Here is a 19,802-nt window from a genome sequence, read left to right as displayed (position 1 = left end):
GGCAGCAGTCAGGCGCGGGCGATCCGTGGGTCCTGCCGGTCGGTGAGCCGCAGCCCGACACCACGGACCACTTCGATCGTGGCGGCGGTGCCGAGGTCCCGCAACTTGGGGCGCAGCCGCTTCACCAGGGACTGGACGTCCGCCCTGCGCCCGCGCCCCTCGTCGTGCCAGACCGACCGGTGCAGCTCGGCGTAGCTCCACACCCGCAGCGGCTCGGTGGCCAGGCAGGTCAGCAGGTCGTGCTCCAGCCGGGTCAGGTCGACCTCGCGCGCCCCGTACCGGGCGGTGCACCGGGCCGAGTCGACGACCAGGGCGGGGTCGGGCTCGGCGGCGGGCGTACGGTCCGACGGCGGCTCGTCGGGCGGTCCGGGCCGCTGCGGCGGCGCCCCGATCAGCCGGCGCAGCTCGTCGAGGTCGGCGACCAGCAGCAGCGGCGCCACGCCGTCGAGCCGCTCCGCGAGCCGGATGCGCTCGCGCGCTGACGGCGTCACCGCGATCAGCAGCGGGAACTCCTCGTCAGGCGGGTCGCCCCCGTCCAACGCCGCGTCGTCGGTCTCGGCCACCGCACCGCCTGCGAATCGATGGGCATCCCTGCCGACCTATCGTCATGGTGCTGACAATGTTTGGCAAGCGCGTCGCCAGCAGGGCAACCGGTAGCGACAAGATGCTCACAGCAAGTTCTTGATCGTCCTTTCCTCTCGATCATAGTGTCCACTCGGGCAACCGGCGTGACCCGCGCGGTGCATGGGGGAGGCATGAGGGGTCCGTTCGCTCGGTTCCGTCGAGTGGATCTCGTGCACTTCCCACCATGGCCCACTACACCCCTGGGTCGTTCTGAGGAAGGCGGCACCGATGTTCAGACGTCCACAACGGAGACGCACGGCCAGATCGGTGGTGAGCGCCGGCGCGGCGCTGGTCCTCACCGTCACGTGCCTGGCCAGCTTCGGCTCCGGCGCGCAGGCCGCGCCCGGCTCGACGGGCACCGCCGTCGGGGACAAGATCCGGCCGGAACTCGCCAAGCAGTTCCAGGCCAAGAGCGCAGGGGACTTCTGGATTCGGTTCAAGGACCGCGCGGACCTGAGCAAGGCCAGCGCCATCAAGGACTGGACCAAGCGGGGTTCGGCCGTGGCACAGGCGCTGCGCGAGAGCGCCGCCGCGAGCCAGGGCAAGGTCCGCGCCGAACTTGACAGCTCGGGTACGAAGTACCAGAGCTTCTGGGCCACCAACGCCATCAAGGTGAACAGCGGCTCCCTGGCCATGGCCCAGCAGTTCGCCGCGCACAGCGAGGTCGAGGGCCTCTACGCGCCGGTCGCGTACGAGCTGCCGAAGCTGACCAAGGGAACCGACGAGAAGACCGTCAACGCCGTCGAGTGGGGCGTCGCCAACATCAACGCCGACGACGTGTGGTCCCAGTACGGCGTCACCGGCGAGGGCGTCACCATCGCGAGCATCGACAGTGGCGTGCAGTACGACCACCCCGCCCTGGTGAACTCCTACCGTGGCAACAACGGCGACGGCACGTTCGACCACGACTACAACTGGTTCGACGCCGCCGGGACCTGCGACGGCGCGCCCTGCGACGACGACGGCCACGGTACGCACACCATGGGCACCATGGCCGGCTCCGCCGGCGCGAACCAGATCGGTGTCGCGCCCGGCGTCAAGTGGATCGCGGCGAACGGCTGCTGCCCCACCGACGAGGCGCTGATCGAATCCGGTCAGTGGATGCTCGAACCGACCGACTCGAACGGCCAGAACCCGGACGCCAGCAAGCGCCCCAACATCATCAACAACTCCTGGGGCACCCGACTGCCGTCCAACGAGCCGTTCATGGAGGACGTGACCCTGGCCTGGGCCGCCTCGGGCATCTTCGGGGTGTTCTCGAACGGCAACAGCGGGCCGGCGTGCCAGACCAGCGGCTCGCCGGGAAGCCTCGCCAGCAACTACTCGGCGGGCGCGTACGACGTCAACAACACCATCGCCAGCTTCTCGGCGCGCGGCGTCGGGCAGAACGGCGAGATCAAGCCGAACATCTCCGCGCCCGGCGTGAACGTCCGGTCGAGCATCCCCGGCAACGGGTACGGCACCGCCAGCGGCACGTCGATGGCCGCCCCGCACCTGGTGGGCGCGATCGCCTTGCTGTACTCGGCGGCACCGTCGCTGGTCGGGGACGTCGACGCGACCCGCGCGCTGCTCAACGGCACCGCGATCGACAAGGCCGACGACCAGTGCGGTGGCACCGCCGCCGACAACAACGTCTGGGGTGAGGGCCGGCTGGACGCCCTCGCGCTGCTCAACGCCGCCCCCACCGGCGACGTCGGCACCCTGGCCGGCACGGTCACCGACGCGGCCACCGGCGCCCCGATCGCCGGCGCGACCCTGACGCTGACCGGTCCGACCTCGCGGGAGATCACCACCGGCGCCGACGGCACGTACTCGACCCTCGTCCCGACCGGTGACTACCAGGTCGTCGTGTCCGCGTTCGGGTACGGCAGCGTCACGAAGTCGGCGACCGTCACCAACCGTACGACCACGACGCTCGACGTCGCCCTGACGGCGGTGCCGCGCGTCAACGTCACCGGCTCGGTCACCGACGGCTCGGGCCACGGTTGGCCGCTGTACGCCAAGGTCAGCGTGAGCGGCCCGGCGGGCGTGTACGACTACACGACCCCGTCGAACGGCCGCTACAGCATCACGCTGCCGGCCGGTCAGACGTACACCCTGACGTACGAGGTGCAGTACCCGGGCTACCAGAAGGTCACCAAGGAGGTCGTGGTCGGCACCCGCAACGTGACGGCGAACGTCGCGGTGCCGGTGGACACCACCAAATGCACGACGGCACCCGGCTACACGTTCGGCTCCGACGGCGTGTACGAGAGCTTCGACGCGACGACCACTCCGGCCGGCTGGTCGGTGGTGGACAACGTGGGCGCGGGTCAGGTGTGGAAGTTCACCGACGACGGTGACCGGGGCAACCTGACCGGTGGCACCGGCAACTTCGCGATGATCGACAGTGACGACTACGGCGCGGGCAAGAGCCAGGACAGCTCCCTGGTCAGCCCGGTCGTCGACCTGACCGCCGTCAGCGCCCCGGTCATCCGGTTCAACCAGGACTTCAACCAGCTCAACGACGACACCGCAGACGTCGACCTGAGCATCGACGGGGGCGCCACCTGGACGAACGTCCTGCGCCAGGAGACCGACGTCCGGGGACCGAAGCTCACCGAGATCCCGATCCCGCAGGCGGCCGGCAAGTCGCAGGTCCAGGTGCGGTTCCACTACTACGACGCCAGGTTCGACTGGTGGTGGGAGGTCGACAACGTCCTGATCGGCAGCCAGGTTCTCTGCGTGCCGGTCGACGGCGGCCTGGTCGTCGGCAACGTCCGCGACAAGAACGACAACAGCTACGTCAACGGCGCCACCGTCACCAGCAACGACCGGCCCGCCGAGAAGGCGGTCACCGTGGCGACCCCGGACGACCCGGGGCTGCCCGACGGGTTCTACTGGATCTACTCGACGCTGACCGGCACCCACAAGTTCACCGCGACGGCCGGCAGCTACGTCAGCCAGAGCAAGCAGGTCGACGTCGAGCCCGACTGGGCGACAACCGCGAACTTCGTCCTCGCGGCCGGCCGCCTGTCGGTGACACCCGCCGCGCTGAGCGCGACGCTCCAGATGCCCGGCGGCAAGGCGACCAAGACGTTCACCGTGACCAACACCGGCGGCGCTCCGGTCGAGGTCGCCTTCGGTGAGCGGGACGACGGCTTCGAGCTGCTGCGGGCCGACGGCTCGCGGGTGAGCCGGCAGCAGGCGCTCGGCGCGGTCGGCGCGCCCGAGCAACGGCTGACGGTCCCGACGTCGGTCGCGGCCAAGGCGTCCGGCAAGGCGAAGACCGCGACGCCCGCGGCGGCCGGTCCGCAGGCCGCGCCGTGGACGGACATCACCGACTACCCGGGCAACATCATGGACAACCGGGTGGTCACCCTGGACGGCAAGGTGTACTCGATCGGTGGTGGCGACGGAACCGCCTCCACCGTGAAGACCTACGCCTACGACCCGGTCGCGCAGACCTGGACGGCGGCCGCCGACCTTCCCGGCGCCCGCAACGCGCTGACCGTCGGCGTGGTCGGTGGGAAGATCATCGCAACGGGCGGCTGGGGCGATGCGGGCCCGGACGCCGCCACCTGGTCGTACGACCCGGCGGCCAACACCTGGACCGAACTGGCCGACAACCCCGCGCCGCGGGCGGCGGCCGGGCAGGCGGTCGTCGACGGCAAGCTCTACGCCGTGGGCGGCTGCACGACCGCGGCCTGCGTGCCGATGTCGAACACCGTGGTCCGTTACACCCCCGGCACCGACACCTGGGAGACGGTGGCCAACTACCCGAAGTCGGTGGCCTTCGCCTCCTGCGGCGGGATCGACGGCGTCCTCTACTGCACCGGTGGCAACGACGGCACCGCGGCGCAGAAGGCCAGCTACGCCTACGACCCGGGCGCCAACACCTGGACCGCGATCGCGGACGCGCCGACCGACAACTGGGCCAGCTCGTACGCGGTGGCCAGCGGCAAGCTCCTGGTCGTGGGTGGTTCCCAGGGCGGCGCGATCACCAACGCCGGTTTCGCGTTCGACCCGGCCACCAGTTCCTGGTCGAACCTGCCGAACGCCAACACCGCCCGCTACCGGGGTGGCGCGGCGTGCGGCTTCTACAAGATCGGTGGTTCCTCGGGCAGCTTCGACGCGGCGCCGGACAGCGAGGCGCTGCCGGGCTTCGAGGGGTGCGCCGAGGCGGCGGCCGACGTCAGCTGGATGACGATCGACAAGACCACGGCCACCCTCGCCCCGGGGGAGAAGGTCACGGTCACCGTCGGGTTGACCGCGAGCGTGGACCAGCCGGGCACCTACTCGGCCGCGGTCACGATCCGGGAGAACACGCCGTACTCGGTGCCGCCGGTGGCGGTGACCATGACGGTGACGCCCCCGAAGACCTGGGGCAAGCTGATGGGTACGGTGACCGGGACGAGCTGCGGGGGCGCGGCCGCGCCGATCGCCGGTGCGGTGGTCCAGGTCGACTCGTGGGCGATGTCGTTCACGTTCACGACCGATGCCGCCGGTAACTACGCCTACTGGATGGACCGTCGGAACAATCCGCTCACCATGATCGTCGCCAAGGACGGCTGGAAGCCCCAGACCCGTCAGACGAAGGTCAACGTCACCACTCCCACGGTGGAGAACTTCGGGTTGTCGCCGATCCGGTGCTGACCCCCGAGCGGTAGCGCAGTGAGCCGGCCCGCCTGGTCCTCGACCAGGCGGGCCGGCCGTCTTCGGGGTCGGTCAGATCGGTGCGAGCCGGAAGCCGACGCCGCGGACGGAGTGGATCGTGGCGGCGGCGTCGAGTCGGGCGAGCTTGCGGCGGACCCGACGGACGACCGAGTGCATGTCGGAGCCACGGCCGAGGTGCCGGTTGCCCCAGACCTCGAGGTGCAGCCGCTCGTACGTCCAGACCTGCCCGGGAGCGTCGACCAGGCAGAGCAGCACGTCGTGTTCCAGTCGGGTCAGGTCGATCTCCTGATCGCGCCAGCGCAGCACCCGGCGGTCGGAGTCGACGCTCAGGTCGGGCGGCGGCTGTGGGCGCTGCGCCACCTCCGCGCGCACCGGCGGGGCCGGGGGAGGTGCGACGGGGGGCACCTCGCCCACCCCGAGGAACTCCCGTGCCTGCTCGACGTTCGAGACGATCAGGAAGGCGTCGCTCCCGCCGAGCAGGCGGGCCAACTGCCGGCGCTCGGCCGGCGAGGACGCGATGCCGATGACGAGTGGCGCGACCGAAACCCCATGCATTGCCCAACCCCTTCCGGTTCCCCACGAACACTCCGGATGGTTTACGCACCGCCGAGAAGATCGATCGGCGTCTTGACCCTAGTGACGGCTCGTCTCGGGCGGGTTAAACATAGTTGCATGTAAGCATGTGAATGCCGGTTCACGTCCGGTCGGCGTCATGACAGGGCGCGCTGGCGGGCGTTCGTGGGGGAGGATCGCCCGGTATTTCCAGTACGAGCGCCGGTTGTGACAGAACCAAGACAATCCGCGGACAGCGCCCGGATCTCACCGGCCGAGCATGGTCGCATGTCCCACACATCGTCGTACTTCATCGGTCGGTCGCCGGTGCCGACACCGGCGGTGCCGCCCGGCCCGGCCCTCGCGGTGCAGCCGGCGCTCCGACTGCTTGCGGCGGGCGTCTGTTGCCTGCTCGCGCTGGGTCTGGTCGGCCTGGTCTTCGTGTGGACCCAGCCCGGCCAGTGGTTCGACGGACTGCTGCTGCCGCGCGCCGAGCGGGGCGGGGGGTACGCGCAGCCCGGCGGGCTGTTCGAGCCGGCCACGGTCGTCCTGCGGCACTTCGGTCACCCGGCGCTGCTGGCCGTCCTGCTCGCCGCCGTGCTGGTGGTGGGCGCGCTCGGCCGCCGGCTGCTGCCCGGCGTCGTGGGCGTCGGTCTGGTGCTCGGCGCGGTGCTGGTGGCCGGCGCGGCGAAGTCGGCGCTGCCCCGCCCGGAACTCGCGGTCGCGGGTTCGACCACCCACAACAGCTTCCCCAGTGGTCACGTCGCGGTCGCGACGGCACTGGCGCTGGCCTTCCTGCTGGTGACGCCCGGCGCGGCCCGACGGTGGCTGGTGGTGCCCGGCGCGGCGGGCGTCTCGGTGATCGGCGCGGCCACCATGATCGCCGGATGGCACCGGTTCAGCGACGTGCTCGGGGGCGTTCTGGTGAGCCTGACGCTGTTCTGCCTGGCGGCCGCCGGGCTGGCGGTCCGGCCCGGTGGCGACACGCGTCGGCCGGCTGCCGCACCGAGGTCCGGCCGGGTCTGGCGCGCGCTGGCTCAGGGGGCGGGTGGACTGCTCGTGCTGGTCTGGGCGGTTCGGGTGCTGCTGCCGGGTCTGGCCGCCGAACTGCGGTGGGGGCCATTGGTGGCCGTCCTGGCGGCGACCGGGTTGACGGTGCTCGCGGTGGGCGGGGCGGCGTTCCTGGTCCGCTCGATGGAGTTCGTCGGCTCGACCCGACCGGCGGGTCGACGGGCGCACAGCATCGACGAACGTGAACAACACTCGTGATGGGATACTTGACGGCATGCCCCAGGTCCTGCTGATCGAAGATCACCAGACGGTCCGCGACGGACTGCAGTTGGCGCTCACCCGGCAGGGCCACACCGTCGTCGCCGTGGCGACCGGTGAACAGGGCCTGGAGCGGCTGCGGACGACCGCGTCCGACGTGGTGGTCCTCGACATCATGCTGCCCGGTATGGACGGGTTCGAGGTGTGCCGTCGCATCCGGCAGCAGGGCGACCTGCCCATCATCATGCTCACCGCCCGCAACGACGACATGGACGTGGTGGCCGGTCTGGAGGCGGGCGCCGACGACTACGTGGTCAAGCCGGTGCAGGCCCGGGTGCTCGAGGCGCGCATCCGCGCGGTGCTGCGGCGCACCGGTGGCGACTCGCGGCGCCCCGGCGCCGATCGACCCGGGCTGCACCGGCACGGTGACCTGACCATCGACCGGGCCGCGCTGGTGGTCAGCAAGGGCGGCGTGCCGGTCGGCCTGGCCCCCACCGAGCTGCGGCTGCTGCTCGAACTCTCGCACACGCCGGGCCAGGTGCTCAGTCGTCAGCAACTGCTGGAGGCCGTCTGGGAGCACGGCTACCTCGGCGACTCGCGGCTGGTGGACGCCTGCGTCCAGCGGCTACGCGCCAAGATCGAGGACGAGCCGTCGGCGCCGGTCTACATCCAGACCGTACGCGGCTTCGGATACCGGTTCGGGCCGCTGTGACCCCCTGGCACCGGGCCCGCGCCATGGCGTTGGGCCTGCGCACCCGGCTGCTCCTGGCATTCGCCCTGCTGGGTGTGACCACCACGGCGGTGGTGGCCAGTGGCAGCTACTTCCAAGCCCGTACCGTCATCCTCCAGCAGGCGCAGGACGCCGCGGTGGCCTCGCTCACCGACCAGCTCTCGAAGGTGTACCCGGTGTTGCGCCTGCCGCCCAGCCAGCAGGAGCTGGACCTGTTGGCGGGGCAGCTCTCCGACCGGGACAGCTACACCCTGGTCCACTACCGGGAACGGTGGTCGTCGGGCGTCGACGGCACCGAAGAGCTCACTCCGCAGCTGCGGCAGGAGGTGGCTTCCGGTCGGATCGCCTGGCAACGCGTCGAGCGCGCCGGACAGCCGGTGCTGCTCATCGGCACGCAGCTCCGGCTCGACCGGCCCGACGGCATGTCCGTGGCGTCCGGAGTGGAGGTCTACTCGGTGCGTAACCTCGCCTCCGAGCAGGAGAGCATCGACCGGCTCGCCACGCTCGCCTGGGTGACCGGCGGACTCTCCCTCATCCTCGCGGTCCTGCTGGCCCTGCTGGCGGCGCAGGGGGTGCTGCGGCCCGTCCGCGAGCTGGGTCGCGCGGCACGCCGGCTCGGCGAGGGGGACCTGTCCACCCGGCTGACCGTCCGGGGCGTCGACGAGCTGGCCGACGTCACGCGCACCTTCAACGACACCGCCGCGACCATCGAGCGTCAGGTCGGTGAGCTGCGGCGGATGGAGGCCGACGCTCGGCGCTTCGTGGCCGACGTGTCCCACGAACTCCGTACGCCGCTGGCCGCCATGACGGCGGTCACCGACGTGCTGGACGAGGAGGCGGACCGGCTACCGGGTGACGCCGGCCGGGCCGCCCGGCTCGTCAGCCAGGAGACGCAGAGCCTCACCCAGCTCGTCAACGACCTCATCGAGGTCAGCAGGTTCGACTCCGGCACCGCCCGGCTCGCCCTCGACGACGTCGACGTCGCCGCCGCGGTCACCGCGACGCTGCGGCTGCGGGGGTGGACCGACCGGGTACGGGCGCACCTGCCGGCCGGTGTCGTAGCCCGGCTCGATCCCCGGCGGCTCGACGTCATCGTCGCCAACCTGGTCGGCAACGCCTTCCGGCACGGCACCGAGCCGGTGTCCGTCCGTCTTGTCGCCGAACCCGACTGGTTCACCATCGAGGTCACCGACCAGGGCCCGGGGTTGGACCCGGAGGTGCTGCCGCACGTGTTCGACCGCTTCTACAAGGCGGACACCGCCCGGACCCGCTCCGAGGGCAGTGGCCTCGGACTCGCGATCGCGTGGGAGAACGCGCGCCTGCACCGGCACGCCGGGCAGGCCGGGAGCCTGGTGGCGAGCAACGGCTCGCAGGGCGGGGCGGTGTTCACGCTCCGGCTGCCCCGGACGGCGTCCGACACGACGCCCGCCGGAGGCGTACGGTGAGCCGCCGTCGCGGGGCGCGGGCCTCGCTCGCGGTCGGGCTCCTGGTCGCGGTGCTGACGGCCGGCTGCGGAGTGCGGCCCACCGACGTCATCACCGGCCGCTCCGCGGTGAGCGGCCCGTCCGCGGACGGGGGCATCTACCTGATCGCGGACGGCGAGCTGGCGCTGGCGCTCCGGCCGGTGAAGAACATCCCCCGGTCGCCGGCCGAGACACTCGTGCTGCTCGCCGCCGGCCCCGATGACAGCGAGCGCGACGCGGGGCTCACCAGCGAGGTGCCGTCGGACATCGGTCCGGCAGCCGTGACACCGAGCGCCGACCAGCCCGGCGTCACGGTGCGGATGAAGGGTGCCGTGCTGCCGCTCTCCACCCTGGCGGTCAACCAGATCGTCTGCACCGTGACGCTCGCCGGCCAGCAGGGCAACTACGCCCCGGTCACCCTGGTCGGCTCGGACGGCACCCGGCCGCCCTGGTCCTGCCCGCTCGACTGACCGGGGCGCTGTCCGTTCAGACCAGGTCGACCGCCCGCCCCGGCTCGGGCAGCCGCTGCGCCAGGACCCGATCCCGTTCGGCGAGCGCACCGGAGATCAGGATGTCGAGCAGGGCGGGGAACTCGACGCCCGCCCGCTGCCAGATCTGCGGATACTGCGAGGCGGCGGTGAAGCCGGGGAAGGTGTTGACCTCGTTCACGATGGGCTCGGCGCCCTCGTGGGGGAGGAAGAAGTCGACCCGCAGCAGTCCCCGGCAGTCGAGGGCGTCGAAGGCGCGGATCGCCCGGTCCTGGAGCACCTCGGTGGTGGCCGGGTCGAGCTGCGCCGGGATCTGGAAGACGGCGCCACCGTCGTACTTGGCGTCGTAGTCGAAGAAGCCCGCCCCGCTGACCCGGATCTCCAGCGGCGGCCCGGCCTGCACCCGGCCGTCGGGGTGTTGCAGGACCGCGACGTCGATCTCCCGACCGTGCGCCCCCTGCTCGACGAGCACCTTCGGGTCGACCTGGCGGGCCTGCGCGAGCGCGGCGGGCAGCGCCGACCACTCGGTCACCCGGACCACGCCCAGGCTGGACCCGGCCCGCGCCGGCTTGACGAAGACCGGCAGGCCCAGCCGCTGCTGGTCGGCCGGCGACAGGGCCTCCTCGGGCCGCAGGGTCACACCCGGGCTGACCCGCAGGCCCTCCGCCGCGAGGAGCCGCTTGGTGACACCCTTGTCCATGCCCGCCGCGCTGGCGAACACCCCGTTGCCGACGTACGGCACGCCGAGCCATTCCAGCAGCGACGCGACCGTACCGTCCTCGCCGTACGGGCCGTGCAGGGCGGGGAACACCACGTCCTGGGCGCGCAGCACCCGCAACGCCTGCGGCAGACCCATCGGCCTACCGTCCACGTGCCAGCCGCCGTCGGTGTCGATGAGCACTTCGGTGACCTGGTACCGGTCCCGGTCCAGACCGGCGAGGATGGCGGCCCCGGAGCGCCGTGACACGTCGTGTTCGCCGCTCTGCCCGCCGTACAGCACTGCCAGTCGCGTGATCATGCGACGTCCGCCCTTTCGTGGAGATGGACGCGGCCCACCCGCGCCCCGATTCCGGTCAAGATCTCGTGTGGGTTGGTGCCGGCCCAGCGCGCCCACTCGGCGACGGTCGGCGCGTCGTCGTCGCGTCCCGCGCCGATCACGACGACCGGGTCGCCGATCCGCACCGCCAGGTCACCCGCGTCGACCACGCACTGGTCCATGGCGATCCGCCCGACCACCGGGCAGCGCCGGCCGCCGAGCCACACCTCGGCCCGACCCTCGGTGACCCGGGGCAGCCCGTCGGCGTAGCCGAGCGGCAGCAGCGCCAGCGTCGTCGGGGCGGCGGTCACGTGCTCCGGCCCGTACGAGACGCCCGTGCCGGCCGGCACCCGCTTCACGTTCACCACGGTCGTGCGCAGCGTCAGGGCGGCGTGCAGCCCGAACGCGCCGGGACCGACCGCGCCGAACGGATCGACGCCGTAGAGGGCCAGCCCGATCCGGCAGAGGTCGAAGCGGGTCCGGGGCGCCGACAACGCGGCCGCCGAATTGGCCAGGTGGACGAGATCAGGGTCGAGGCCGGCGGCCCGGGCGACGTGCAGCGCCTCGGTGAACGTCCGGAGCTGACCGGCCAGCGCGGGCGCACCCGGTACGTCCGCGTCGGCCAGGTGGGACCACACGCCGCGTACCCGGAGCGCGCCCTGCACCTCGTACTTGCGGGCCCAGGCCACCAGCTCGGGCCACTCGTCCCGGCCGGCGCCGTTGCGGGTGAGACCGGTGTCCGCCTTGAGCTGCGCCGTCGCGGGCACGCCGAGCCGCACCGCCGCGTCGACGAGCGAATGCAGGTGGGTGAGGGTGGAGAGACCCACGTCGACGCCCGCCAGGATCAACTCGGTGAAGTCGTCGTCCGGGCGGTGCAGCCAGCTCAACGTGGGCGCGGTGATGCCCGCGGCGCGCAGGGCCAGCGCCTCGGCCGTCGAGGTCACGCCCAACCAGGTGGCCCCGGCACGCAGCGCGGCCCGCGCGACCGGCACCGCCCCGTGGCCGAACCCGTCGGCCTTCACCACCGCCATCAGGTCGGTGCCAGTGACCGCGGCGACCGTCCGGACGTTGTCCGCGATCGCCCCCAGGTCGACCACCGCCTCGGCCAGGGCGGTCATCCGGTCACCGCCGGACGGCGGGTGCCGGGGAGCGCGAACAGCCAGCGGGCGCGGGCCGCCAGCAGCCCCCGGTGCGCGGCGAGGCTCAGACCGGTGACGAGCGCGGTCAGCACGACCGGGTAGCCCAGCACGATCAGGCCCTGCGCGCCCGCGTCCAGCTCGGAGACCGGGGCGACGAGCAGGCGGTGCAGCAGCGCCACCAGCGGCAGGTGGATGACGTAGACGGGCAGCGTGACACGCCCGAGGGCGGCCAGTCGGTCGCCGAGGGCGGGCCACCGGACCAGGCGGGCGGCGGCGGTGACGCCGAAGGCCACCGCGACGACGGAGACCGCCGGCCAGACGCCGAACCACCGCTGGGCGCCGGCCGCCGCCATCGCGGCCAGCGCGAGGGCGTACGCCCCGCCGGTCAGCACCAGTCGACGCCGGGTCGCGGTGGCGGCCCAACGCTGGATGGGAGACCGCAGGTACAGGCCGGCCAGGAAGAAGACCAGGTTCTGGTAGAGGCCGGCCCGGTTGCCCGGTGCCGCCAGCAGGCCGGCGGCCGTGACAGCGGACAACACCGCGGCGGGTACGACGACGAGCCACGACGGCAGCCGACGGGCCGCCTTGGCGAGCGTGAAGTAGAGCGCCAGGGCGTACAGGTACCAGAGGTTGGAGGGAGTGACGGTGAGCTGTGCCAGCAGTCCGACGACGGACGTGGCCCGGTCGGTCGGAAAGTCCGGCGTCACGGCGAGGACCGCGGTGTGGATCAGCAGCCAGAGGGCGTACAGGTAGAGGAACCCCGCGATGCGGCCACGGGCGACGGCGCGCCAGGGCCGGTGCACGGCGTTGGCCGCGAAGAGACCGCTGATGGTGAAGAAGAGCGGCATGCGCAGCGGCAGCAACTGCTCACCCAGCGTGCCCCACAGGCCCGGCACGGGCACGCCGACGTGCCAGTCGATCCGCAGGTAGTCCTTGACGACGATGTGCCAGCCGACGACGAGGAGGATGCACACGCCCTTCGCGGCGTCGGCCCACTGCACACGCTGCGGTCCGCCGGTGTCGGCCCGCCGTCGGTGGCGGAACCGGACGCGTGCGTCGTGCTCCTCCGGTCGGGGCTCGGTGCGAGACAGCTCTTGGATCACTCAGCAGAAGGTGCCAGCGGGATATCCGCGCCTGATCCTCGAATTGTCATGATCCGGTAATGGACTCCGTCGGCTCGTCGTACGGGACCCACGATCATCGCCGGCGACGCGTCGGAACCCGGGGGAGCGCCACTAGGCTCGATCGCGGAGGTGCCGAACATGAAGCTCGGGCTGCACTACTGGAATTTCTCGACTCCGGCCGATCCGACCGCCATCGCGCCGACCCTCGCCGAGGCGGCGACCGTCGCCGAGGCGGCAGGCGTGTCCTCGTTCACGGTCATGGACCACTTCTTCCAGATGGAGGCGCTGGCCCCGGCCGAGGAGCCGATGCTGGAGGCGTACACGACGCTGGGTTACGTCGCGGCGCAGACCCGCCGGATGACGCTGGGTGTGCTGGTCACCGGTGTCATGTACCGCTATCCGGGACTGCTGGCCAAGACCGTGACCACCCTCGACGTGCTCTCCGGAGGCCGGGCCCGGCTCGGCATCGGGGCGTCCTGGTACGAGCGGGAGCAGCGCGGGCTCGGCGTGCCGGTGGTGCCGGTCGCCGAGCGGTTCGAGCGGCTGGAGGAGACTCTGCGGATCTGCCGGCAGATGTGGAGCGATGACAACGGGCCGTTCGACGGGCGGCACTACCAGCTCACCGAGACGATCAACTCGCCCCAGCCGCTGAGTCGTCCGCACCCGCCAATCATGATCGGCGGCAGCGGCGAGAAGAAGACGCTGCTGCTGGTCGCCCGGTACGCCGACGCCTGCAACCTGTTCGGCACCGGCGCCGAGGGGATCGCGCACAAGCTGGACGTGCTGCGCGCGCACTGCGCCTCCGAGGGCCGTGACTACGAGAGCATTACCAAGACCGTGCTGGCCTCCAAGCCGCCGCTGGAGGATCTCGACGCGTTCCTCGCCGAGGTGTCCGACTACGCCGCGCTCGGCGTCACCGAGGTGCAGGTCACGCCGGACCGGCACCCCGTGGAGTTCGCCCGGCGGCTCGGCGACGAGGTGCTGCCGCGGCTCGCTGACATCGGCTGACCGCCCTACCGACGCCAGAGGTCGATGATCGACAGGACGATCACGGCGCCGATCGAGCAGCAGAGCGTGGCGAAGCTCTGTTGCAGGCGGCGGGTCGCTCGGCGCAGAAACTCGTACCGATAGTTCTGCGTCTGCATGACGATCCACAGCGTGACGGTGGCCGAGAGTCGTTCGCTGTCGGCGGTCTGCGCGGCGAACTCCGTCTCGAAGTCCCGGAAGGTGGAGACGACTCGAAAGGTGTCTGAGTGCTGGTAGAACATGCCGGGTGGCGGTTCCGATCCGTACAGCTCCCGCCATCGTTTGCTGGCGAGGAGAGCGTTGGTCGCCGCGACGATGGACAAGGCCGCGAGGATCAGCACTGCGAGTGAGGCACACCCCACGGCGAGCAGCGTCGCCCGACCTCCGAAGATGTCCTGGCCTATGGCTGCGGGGAAGAGAAGCGCGACGCCGCCGATCACGACGGCGTTGGCGCTGATGACGAAGGACGCCCGATTCGCGATAGAGCTACGGAGACCGTCGTACCGCAGGATGTGCCAGCGGGCGGTGTCGATGATTCTTCGATTCGTCAGGTCGGAAGGAACTGGTGCGCCGCTTTCCTCCGCCGCCATGACTGGATGATACGAACGTGCTGCAACCCTGCCGCGCCCCGCAGCGAACGAGAGCTGACCTTCGGGGTGCCGAAGGTCAGCCCTCGTTCACGGCCGGCGGTGTCAGCCGACCGAGACGGGGAACCTCTCCCAGACCCGGTGCGCGGCCATCAACCGCTGCACCCCGGTCAGCGCCTCCGCGCCGGAGCCTGCGGCCACGATGCCGGGGGTGCCGGCCACCCCGGCCTGCTCCAGCACGGTGACCCCGGCGCCCCACGCGCCGATCGCCTTGGCGTGCCGCCAGCACTCCTCGACCAGGAGCAGCACGCGGGGGTCGACGGTCGCCGCGTCCGGCCGGCCCGCCTTGGCGTCGCGGGCGGGCAGCGCGTCGGGCGCGGGCACCGGCGCCCCGGCCAGCAGCAGCGCGTCGAACTCCACCGAACGGCCGGTGGCGAAGGTCCGCTGGACCGGCAGGTCGCCCACCATGCCACCGTGCGGGGCGATCAGCAGCGGCACCATGCCGGCCTCGAAGACGGCCCGCCGGACCTCGCCGACGTCGTCCAGGTCGCCGTCCGGGTCGACGACGATCCCGACGGTACGGCCGTCGGCCGGCCACTCCCGGCCGACCTGCGACAGGGCCGGGCTCGGCGTGACGTCGACCGGCGGCACCGTGGGCTGCGGCGCGGGCAGCCCCAGGCCGGTGGCCACCTGCTCGCACAGCACCGGGTCGATGTTGGCGAGACACTGCAGCTGGCGTTCCTTGATCGCCTGGTGGTAGCACTTGCCCAGCTCGAAGGTGTACGCCCGGATGATGTGCTCCTTCTCGACCGGCGACATGCTCAGCCAGAACAGTCGTACCTGGCTGTAGTGGTCGTCGAACGACGCGGGGCTCGCGCGGACCTTCGGCGCCTGCGCCACCGTCACCGGCACGTCGACGAAGGCGTGCTCGGCGTCGCCGGCCTCGAAGGGGTTGCCGCCGTCGAGCGAGTTCGGCCGGTACGGCGCCACTCCGGCGTGCACGGCGTGCTGGTGGAAGCCGTCGCGCAGCATGTCGTTGACCGCCGCGTGCGGACGGTTGATCGGGATCTGCGCGAAGTTCGGGCCGCCGAGGCGGGTGAGCTGCGTGTCGACGTACGAGAAGAGCCGCCCCTGGAGCAGCGGGTCGTTCGTGACGTCGATGCCCGGCGGCAGGTGGCCGAGGTGGAAGGCGACCTGCTCGGTCTCGGCGAAGAAGTTCGTCGGTGTCCGGTTGAGGACCAACCGGCCGATCGGCTGCACCTCCGCCAACTCCTCCGGGACGATCTTCGTGGCGTCCAGCAGGTCGATGCCGGCGAACGTCTCCTCGGGGGTGTCGGGGAAGACCTGGATGCCGAGTTCCCACTCGGGGAACGCGCCCGCCTCGATGGCGTCGTAGAGGTCCCGGCGGTGGAAGTCGGGGTCGATGCCGCCGAGCAGCTGCGCCTCCTCCCAGGTCAGCGAGTGCACGCCGAGCTTCGGCTTCCAGTGGAACTTGGCCAACACCGTCTCCCCGGCCTCGTTGACCAGGCGGAAGGTGTGCACACCGAAGCCCTCCATGGTCCGGTACGAGCGCGGGATGCCCCGGTCGGACATGTTCCAGATGGTGTGGTGCTGCGCCTCGGTGTGCAGCGAGACGAAGTCCCAGAACGTGTCGTGGGCGCTCTGCGCCTGCGGGATCTCCCGGTCCGGGTGCGGCTTCGCGGCGTGGATGATGTCGGGGAACTTGATGGCGTCCTGGATGAAGAAGACCGGCATGTTGTTGCCGACCAGGTCGAAGGTGCCCTCGTCGGTGTAGAACTTGGTCGCGAAGCCTCGGGTGTCCCGGACGGTGTCGGCCGAGCCACGCGAGCCGAGGACGGTGGAGAACCGGACGAAGACCTCGGTCTCGCGTCCCTTGGCGAGGAAGCCGGCCCGGGTGACGGCCTCGGCGGTGCCGTACGCGGTGAACACCCCGTGCGCGCCCGCGCCCCGCGCGTGCACCACGCGCTCCGGGATGCGCTCGTGGTCGAAGTGCGTGATCTTCTCGCGCAGGTGGTGGTCCTGGAGCAGGACCGGTCCCCGGGGGCCGGCCTTGAGCGAGTGGTCGGTGTCGCGCAGCCGTGCCCCGTTCGCCGTCGTCAGGTACGCGCCCTGCTGACCGTTCGCGGTCGTCGGCGCACCGGTCTCGACACCGGTGGGCGTACGCGTCTGCGGGGCGCCCTGTTCCGTCTTGGGCGGCAGCGGGTCGCGGGGCGAGGTCGGCTCCTCGACGGTCGGCGGTGCGTTGCCGGGCGCGCCCGGCACGTCCGGCGTGAGGGCGTCGGCGATCTTCTCGGAGGCGGTCTTCACGACGTTCTTGACGGCCTCGGCGGGCTTGCTGGAATCCACTGAGCGGACCTCTCCCTGGAGCGTTTGAGCAGGCCCCTGCACCCCTACCCCTGGTCGGAGGGCCGAAACGCACGAAAAATCCGCTCCTTCGGCAGGACTGGTGATTTCACCGATGTGTCGGTCGCCCCGGGCCACCAACACTGACGAGCGTCGATATCCCTCGACCCTAGGGAGTGCCCGACGTGTCGTCACCAACCACCACCCGTCCCCGTTCCCTGCCCGCCCGGGTCGCCCGGCTCGCGCTGGCTACCACCCTGCTCGTCGCCGGCGTCCTCGTCGGACCGACGGGTGCCGCGCAGGCGGCCGGCCCGTACGAGCGGGGCCCGGCCCCGACCACCGCGATCCTGGAGGCCAGCCGCGGTCCCTTCGCCACCGCCTCGCAGAGCGTGTCGTCGCTGAGCGTGACCGGCTTCGGCGGCGGGGTCATCTACTACCCGACCAGCACCAGCGAGGGCACCTTCGGCGCCGTCGCCATCTCGCCCGGCTACACCGCCGCGTGGTCCAGCATCAGCTGGCTCGGCCCGCGGATCGCCTCGCACGGCTTCGTGGTGATCGGCATCGAGACCAACACCCGACTGGACCAGCCGGACAGCCGCGGCCGGCAGTTGCTCGCCGCGCTGGACTACCTCACCGAGCGCAGCTCGGTGCGGAGCCGGATCGACAGCAGCCGGCTCGCGGTGGCCGGGCACTCGATGGGCGGCGGCGGCAGCCTGGAGGCGGCCTCGTCCCGGCCATCGTTGCAGGCCGCGGTGCCGCTCGCGCCGTGGAACCTGGACAAGAGCTGGTCCGAGCTGCGGGTGCCGACGCTGATCATCGGCGGCGAGAGCGACAGCGTGGCGCCGGTCGCCACGCACTCGATCCCGTTCTACAACAGCATCCCGTCCTCGGCCGAGAAGGCCTACCTGGAACTCAACGGGGCGAGCCACTTCTTCCCGCAGACCGTCAACACCCCGACGGCGCGGCAGATGGTGGCCTGGCTCAAGCGGTTCGTCGACGACGACACCCGCTACGAGCAGTTCCTCTGCCCGGGCCCCAGCGGGTCGCAGATCCAGGAGTACCGCAACACCTGCCCGAGCGCCTGAGCGCACTCGTCCGGGACGGTCGCCCCACGGCGGCCGTCCCGGCCGTTCGGGCGCATCGAGGGGTCTTGACGCGATCACCGAGAAACGTACACTGCGAGTGTAAATAACACCCGCCACGGCAGAGGGATGGGTGCATGGAGCGCGGCCTCGAACTGCACGACATCGGCGTCCGTTTCGGCGGCCTCACCGCCCTCGACGACGTCTCGCTCCGGGTGCCACCCAACCGGGTGGTCGGCGTGATCGGGCCCAACGGCGCCGGCAAGACCACCCTGTTCAACGTGGTCTGCGGCTTCGTCACACCGCAGACGGGTTCGCTCACCCTCGACGGTCGGCCGCTGCGCCCCCAGCCCCACCGGCTGACCCGGCTCGGCATCGCCCGGACCCTGCAGGGGACCGGGCTCTTCGCGGGGCTCAGCGTGGTGGAGAACGTGATGACCGGCGCGTCCCACACCGCCCGTGCAGGTTTCGGCGCGGCGCTGTTCGGGCTTCCCGGCAGCGACCGCGACGAGCGCCGGCTGCGCCGGCACGCCCTGGACGTCCTCGACGGTCTGGGCATCGCCGCGCACGCCGAGGCCGCGCCGGGCACGCTGCCCTTCGCCGTACGCCAGCGGGTCGCCCTGGCCCGCGCGCTCGCCGCGCGACCCCGGCTGCTGCTGCTCGACGAACCCGCCGGCGGCCTCGGCGCGGACGACATCGCCGAGCTGGCGGACCTGATCCGGCAGCTGCCCCGGCGCGACGTCGACCCCTGCGCGGTGCTGCTCGTCGAGCACCACATGGACCTGGTGATGGAGGTCTGCGACGAGATCGTGGTGCTCGACTTCGGCCGGGTGATCGCCTCCGGCGCCCCGGACGAGGTCCGCGACGACCCGGCGGTCACCGACGCGTACCTGGGCGCCCTCGTCGAGGAGACAACATGAGCGCGCCGGATCTGCTCGTGGTTCGGGGACTGGTGGCCGGTTACGGCGCCGCGCCGGTGTTGCGGGCCGTCGACCTCACCGTGCCGGCCGGCACCATCGCCGCCGTCGTCGGCGCCAACGGCGCCGGCAAGACGACGCTGCTGCGGGCGCTCTCCGGCATGATCCGGCCGGCCGCCGGCCAGGTCGTCCTGGCCGGGGAGGATCTGCGGGGTACGCCCGTGGAGCAGCTCGTGCGGCGCGGCATGGCGCACGTCCCGGAGGGGCGGGGCGTGATCGGCGAGCTGACGGTCGACGAGAACCTGCGGCTCGGTGGGCTGTGGCGGCGGGACCGGGCGGACGCCGGGCGCGCCCTCGACGAGGTCTACGAGCTGTTCGAGCCGCTCGCACGGCGTCGTCGCCACCACGGCCACCAGCTCTCCGGCGGCGAGCGGCAGATGCTCGCGCTCGGCCGGGCCCTGGTCGGGCGGCCGCGCCTGCTGCTGCTGGACGAGCCGTCGCTGGGCCTGGCGCCCCGGGTGGTCGCCCGGATCATGGCCCTGCTGCGCCAGTTGCGTGACCAGACCGGCCTGACTGTGCTGCTGGTCGAGCAGAACGTGCGCAGCGCCCTCGCCGTCGCCGACCAGGGCGTGGTGATGTCCCTCGGCCAGGTGGTGATCGCCGCCCCGGCGGCGACGCTGCGCGACGACGCCGACCTGCGTCACGCGTACCTCGGTTTCTGACCAGCATCGAAGTCCCCACGGAG

Annotated in this window: 16 protein-coding genes; 9 read left to right on the top strand and 7 right to left on the bottom strand. The window is 71.8% G+C overall.

The features are described from left to right. Positions 1 to 8: 8 nt before the first annotated feature. Complete coding sequence (locus tag AC3EN4_RS10095) at positions 9 to 563, bottom strand: winged helix-turn-helix domain-containing protein (RefSeq protein ID WP_435205662.1); 555 nt, start codon at positions 561 to 563, stop codon at positions 9 to 11. Between the two features lie 331 nt (positions 564 to 894). Here AC3EN4_RS10095 and AC3EN4_RS10090 point away from each other — a divergent pair, with 331 nt between their 5' ends. After that, the gene (locus AC3EN4_RS10090) at positions 895 to 5,259 is read left to right on the top strand and encodes a S8 family serine peptidase (protein ID WP_435205661.1); all 4,365 of its coding nucleotides are present in this window, start codon (positions 895 to 897) and stop codon (positions 5,257 to 5,259) included. Positions 5,260 to 5,331: 72 nt separating this feature from the next. On the opposite strand, the gene AC3EN4_RS10085 is transcribed toward AC3EN4_RS10090, so the two are convergent. After that, positions 5,332 to 5,835 (bottom strand): winged helix-turn-helix domain-containing protein, encoded by a 504-nt coding sequence (locus AC3EN4_RS10085; protein ID WP_435205660.1) that lies wholly within the window; start codon positions 5,833 to 5,835, stop codon positions 5,332 to 5,334. Between the two features lie 285 nt (positions 5,836 to 6,120). On the opposite strand from AC3EN4_RS10085, the gene AC3EN4_RS10080 reads away from it, so the two are divergent. Genes AC3EN4_RS10080 through AC3EN4_RS10065 form a run of 4 tightly spaced genes read left to right on the top strand, consistent with a single transcriptional unit; the run spans position 6,121 to position 9,764 of the window. After that, positions 6,121 to 7,101: a phosphatase PAP2 family protein gene (locus AC3EN4_RS10080; protein ID WP_435205659.1), complete on the top strand. Its 981-nt coding sequence runs from the start codon at positions 6,121 to 6,123 to the stop codon at positions 7,099 to 7,101. Between the two features lie 16 nt (positions 7,102 to 7,117). After that, positions 7,118 to 7,813, top strand: coding sequence for a response regulator (locus tag AC3EN4_RS10075; protein ID WP_435205658.1), 696 nt, complete (start codon positions 7,118 to 7,120; stop codon positions 7,811 to 7,813). Further along, positions 7,810 to 9,276 (top strand): ATP-binding protein, encoded by a 1,467-nt coding sequence (locus AC3EN4_RS10070; RefSeq protein WP_435205657.1) that lies wholly within the window; start codon positions 7,810 to 7,812, stop codon positions 9,274 to 9,276. The genes AC3EN4_RS10075 and AC3EN4_RS10070 overlap by 4 nt, the downstream gene beginning before the upstream one ends. Then, positions 9,273 to 9,764, top strand: a complete 492-nt coding sequence (locus AC3EN4_RS10065; protein ID WP_435205656.1) for a hypothetical protein — start codon at positions 9,273 to 9,275, stop codon at positions 9,762 to 9,764. Before AC3EN4_RS10070 ends, AC3EN4_RS10065 begins: the two co-directional genes overlap by 4 nt. Positions 9,765 to 9,780: 16 nt before the next feature. On the opposite strand, the gene AC3EN4_RS10060 is transcribed toward AC3EN4_RS10065, so the two are convergent. The 3 genes from AC3EN4_RS10060 to AC3EN4_RS10050 are packed head-to-tail and all read right to left on the bottom strand — an operon-like array spanning position 9,781 to position 13,060. Then, positions 9,781 to 10,800, bottom strand: coding sequence for a D-alanine--D-alanine ligase family protein (locus tag AC3EN4_RS10060; protein ID WP_435205655.1), 1,020 nt, complete (start codon positions 10,798 to 10,800; stop codon positions 9,781 to 9,783). Continuing rightward, positions 10,797 to 11,936 carry an alanine racemase gene (gene alr / locus AC3EN4_RS10055; protein ID WP_435205654.1) on the bottom strand — a complete coding sequence of 380 codons (1,140 nt, stop codon included), beginning with the start codon at positions 11,934 to 11,936 and terminating at the stop codon, positions 10,797 to 10,799. The genes AC3EN4_RS10060 and alr overlap by 4 nt, the downstream gene beginning before the upstream one ends. Continuing rightward, a complete protein-coding gene (locus AC3EN4_RS10050; RefSeq protein WP_435205652.1) occupies positions 11,933 to 13,060 on the bottom strand; it encodes an acyltransferase family protein in 1,128 nt (375 codons plus the stop codon). Before AC3EN4_RS10050 ends, alr begins: the two co-directional genes overlap by 4 nt. 159 nt (positions 13,061 to 13,219) lie before the next feature. Here AC3EN4_RS10050 and AC3EN4_RS10045 point away from each other — a divergent pair, with 159 nt between their 5' ends. Beyond that, entirely contained in the window at positions 13,220 to 14,089 is an 870-nt protein-coding gene (locus AC3EN4_RS10045; protein WP_435205651.1) for an LLM class F420-dependent oxidoreductase, read from the top strand. A 5-nt stretch (positions 14,090 to 14,094) separates the two neighbouring features. Here AC3EN4_RS10045 and AC3EN4_RS10040 read toward each other — a convergent pair whose 3' ends face one another. Both AC3EN4_RS10040 and AC3EN4_RS10035 read right to left on the bottom strand, forming a co-directional pair. Beyond that, positions 14,095 to 14,697 carry a hypothetical protein gene (locus AC3EN4_RS10040; protein WP_435205650.1) on the bottom strand — a complete coding sequence of 201 codons (603 nt, stop codon included), beginning with the start codon at positions 14,695 to 14,697 and terminating at the stop codon, positions 14,095 to 14,097. Between the two features lie 102 nt (positions 14,698 to 14,799). After that, on the bottom strand, positions 14,800 to 17,061 hold the full coding sequence (locus tag AC3EN4_RS10035) for a catalase (protein ID WP_435205649.1): 2,262 nt from the start codon (positions 17,059 to 17,061) through the stop codon (positions 14,800 to 14,802). Positions 17,062 to 17,243: 182 nt separating this feature from the next. Here AC3EN4_RS10035 and AC3EN4_RS10030 point away from each other — a divergent pair, with 182 nt between their 5' ends. From AC3EN4_RS10030 to AC3EN4_RS10020, 3 genes are all read left to right on the top strand, one after another. Then, positions 17,244 to 18,143, top strand: coding sequence for an alpha/beta hydrolase family protein (locus tag AC3EN4_RS10030; RefSeq protein WP_435205648.1), 900 nt, complete (start codon positions 17,244 to 17,246; stop codon positions 18,141 to 18,143). Between the two features lie 134 nt (positions 18,144 to 18,277). Next, positions 18,278 to 19,060 (top strand): ABC transporter ATP-binding protein, encoded by a 783-nt coding sequence (locus AC3EN4_RS10025; protein ID WP_435205647.1) that lies wholly within the window; start codon positions 18,278 to 18,280, stop codon positions 19,058 to 19,060. Next, positions 19,057 to 19,779, top strand: coding sequence for an ABC transporter ATP-binding protein (locus AC3EN4_RS10020; RefSeq protein WP_435205646.1), 723 nt, complete (start codon positions 19,057 to 19,059; stop codon positions 19,777 to 19,779). The genes AC3EN4_RS10025 and AC3EN4_RS10020 overlap by 4 nt, the downstream gene beginning before the upstream one ends. The last annotated feature ends 23 nt before the right edge of the window (positions 19,780 to 19,802 follow it).

Source organism: Micromonospora sp. bgisy143 (assembly GCF_057708145.1).
The sequence above is the reverse complement of the archived record's forward strand: the minus strand, read 5'-3'. Positions and strand labels throughout refer to the sequence as shown.

Coding starts and splice junctions, on each gene's coding strand:
- alr (WP_435205654.1), bottom strand. CDS start 11,936: ATGACCGCCCTGGCCGAGGCGGTGGTCGACCTGGGGGCGATCGCGGAC.
- AC3EN4_RS10040 (WP_435205650.1), bottom strand. CDS start 14,697: ATGGCGGCGGAGGAAAGCGGCGCACCAGTTCCTTCCGACCTGACGAAT.
- AC3EN4_RS10060 (WP_435205655.1), bottom strand. CDS start 10,800: ATGATCACGCGACTGGCAGTGCTGTACGGCGGGCAGAGCGGCGAACAC.
- AC3EN4_RS10080 (WP_435205659.1), top strand. CDS start 6,121: ATGTCCCACACATCGTCGTACTTCATCGGTCGGTCGCCGGTGCCGACA.
- AC3EN4_RS10025 (WP_435205647.1), top strand. CDS start 18,278: ATGGAGCGCGGCCTCGAACTGCACGACATCGGCGTCCGTTTCGGCGGC.
- AC3EN4_RS10085 (WP_435205660.1), bottom strand. CDS start 5,835: ATGCATGGGGTTTCGGTCGCGCCACTCGTCATCGGCATCGCGTCCTCG.
- AC3EN4_RS10020 (WP_435205646.1), top strand. CDS start 19,057: ATGAGCGCGCCGGATCTGCTCGTGGTTCGGGGACTGGTGGCCGGTTAC.
- AC3EN4_RS10075 (WP_435205658.1), top strand. CDS start 7,118: ATGCCCCAGGTCCTGCTGATCGAAGATCACCAGACGGTCCGCGACGGA.
- AC3EN4_RS10045 (WP_435205651.1), top strand. CDS start 13,220: ATGAAGCTCGGGCTGCACTACTGGAATTTCTCGACTCCGGCCGATCCG.